Genomic DNA, 1,819 nt, shown 5'->3' with positions numbered 1-1,819 from the left:
CAGTCCGAATGCCGAGGTCAGGGCGGGATTCCGGGCTCGCGCCTTTGGCGCGCCCCGGAATGACAAAGCCTGCAAAGCCCTCGTCCTGGGAGGGCGAAGAGACTGCGGCTACCCGGACAGCGACTCGCGCGGCGGCGTCACCGCCTTGACGGCGCCCGAGATGGCGGCGGCGTCGGCATAGGGCAGCGGCAGGTACATGGCGTCCATCTCTGCCGCGATCTTTCGCGCCAGCGGGCGGGGATGGGGGGCCGTGTCGACCAGGAGAGCGGTCAGCCCGGCGGCCCGCAGCGCCCGGGCCGAGGCGAGCGCGTCCTCCTCGGCCTTGGGCCGGCCGGGGGCGCCGTCGCGGGCGATGTTGGCGGAGCCGTCGGTCAGGAGAATGATGAAGGGCGTCTGCCCCTTCCGCCGGATCTGGTCGCCGAGCGCGATGGCGAGGTCGAGCCCGCAGGCGAGCGGCGTGCCGCCGCCGCCCGGCAGGCCGGCGAGGTTGCGCTTGGCCCGCACCAGCGAGCGGGTCGGTGGCAGCAGCAGCTCGGCCGCCTTGCCCCGGAACGACACCATGGCGACCTGGTCGCGGCGGACATAGCACTCGGCCAGCAGCAGCTCGACCGCGCCCTTGGCCTCGGCGAGCCGGTGCAGGGCGGCGGAGCCGGACGCGTCGACCACGAAGATGGTCGCCGTCTCGGTCTTCTGCTTGAAGCGGGTGATGCGGAAGTCGTCCTTGCGGACCTCGACCCGGGCGGTGCGTTCTGCCTGGCCACTCTGCTCGCGCTCTCGCCGCCGCAGCGGCTGCCACGGCGCCGCCGCGCGTAAGGTTTCGACGACGTTGAGGCGGGCGCCGCCGGAGCGCGGCTCGCCGCGGCGCACGCCCGCCGGACGCCCGCGCAGCTTGGTCTTCTGCAGATGACCGGCGCGGCCCGACGACGGGGCGCGCGGCTTGATCCGGCCGGCGAGCTTGAGCTGCTCCAGCAGGCCGGACGGGATCGCCGCCTTGGCGGCCTCGAGGATCATGTCCTCGAGCGGCCGGTCCTCGACGTTCTCGTGCTCCTCGTTCTCGCCCTCGGGCGGCGGCTGGTCGGGCTCCTCCTCGTCCTGCGGCGGCTTGTCCTCCTCGGGCGGCGGCAGCGGCAGGCGGGTGGCGCGCGGCGCCAGCACCAGGCGGGCCGCGACGGCGGCGTCCTCCTTGGCGATCTCGTAGCGACCGGCGAGCGCCGCATGGGCGCGCGCCACCGCGAGCGCCAGCAACGGCGCCCGGATCGAGTCGACGCCGAGCGACAGCGCGGTGCCGCACAGCGCCTCGATCACCTCGTCCGGCGCCACGATCCCGGAGAGCCGCGCCCGCGCCGCGGTGACGTCGTCGAGATCGGGCGCGTCCTCGGCCGGCGGCTCGGGGGACACGCCCTCGAAGTCGAGCCGGAAGGCCAGCCGGTCGGCGAGGGCGGCCGGCGGCCGCTCGTCGTCGGTCATGCCCTCGTCCAGCGCCACGATGCCGAACCGGGTCCGAGCGTCGATAGCGATGCCGTCGCGCTCGACCGTGACGCCGCCGTTGTCCAGCACGGCCGCCAGCCGCGCCGCGGTGCCGGCCGAGACCCGCTCGGCCATGGCGACCAGCAGCACGCCGCCGTCGGTCTCGGCGAGAATGCCGCGCTCGGCGATCGGCTTGCCGGCCCGCAGCGTCGCCGCGAGGTCGAGCCCGCCGAGCAGCCGGCTGTCGGCGATGTGCAACGGCAGCCGCCGCACCGGCGCCTCGGGGGGCAGCAATTTACGCAGCGTCAGGACGAAACGGTCGCGCGCCAGCCCGGGCAGCGCATGCAGCGCG

The 1,819-nt window shown here is 75.2% G+C and carries 1 protein-coding gene; it reads right to left on the bottom strand.

Annotation, left to right across the window (positions count from 1 at the left end; translation table 11 throughout):
* Positions 1-108 precede the first annotated feature (108 nt).
* Positions 109-1,819 (bottom strand): magnesium chelatase subunit D (locus CH341_RS26560; protein WP_111421973.1); only part of this gene is annotated, 1,711 nt, incomplete at its 5' end.

The organism is Rhodoplanes roseus (genome assembly GCF_003258865.1).
GTDB classification, from domain to species: Bacteria; Pseudomonadota; Alphaproteobacteria; order Rhizobiales; family Xanthobacteraceae; genus Rhodoplanes; species Rhodoplanes roseus.
Note: the sequence above shows the minus strand (reverse complement) of the source record. Positions and strands in the feature narration are given on the sequence as shown.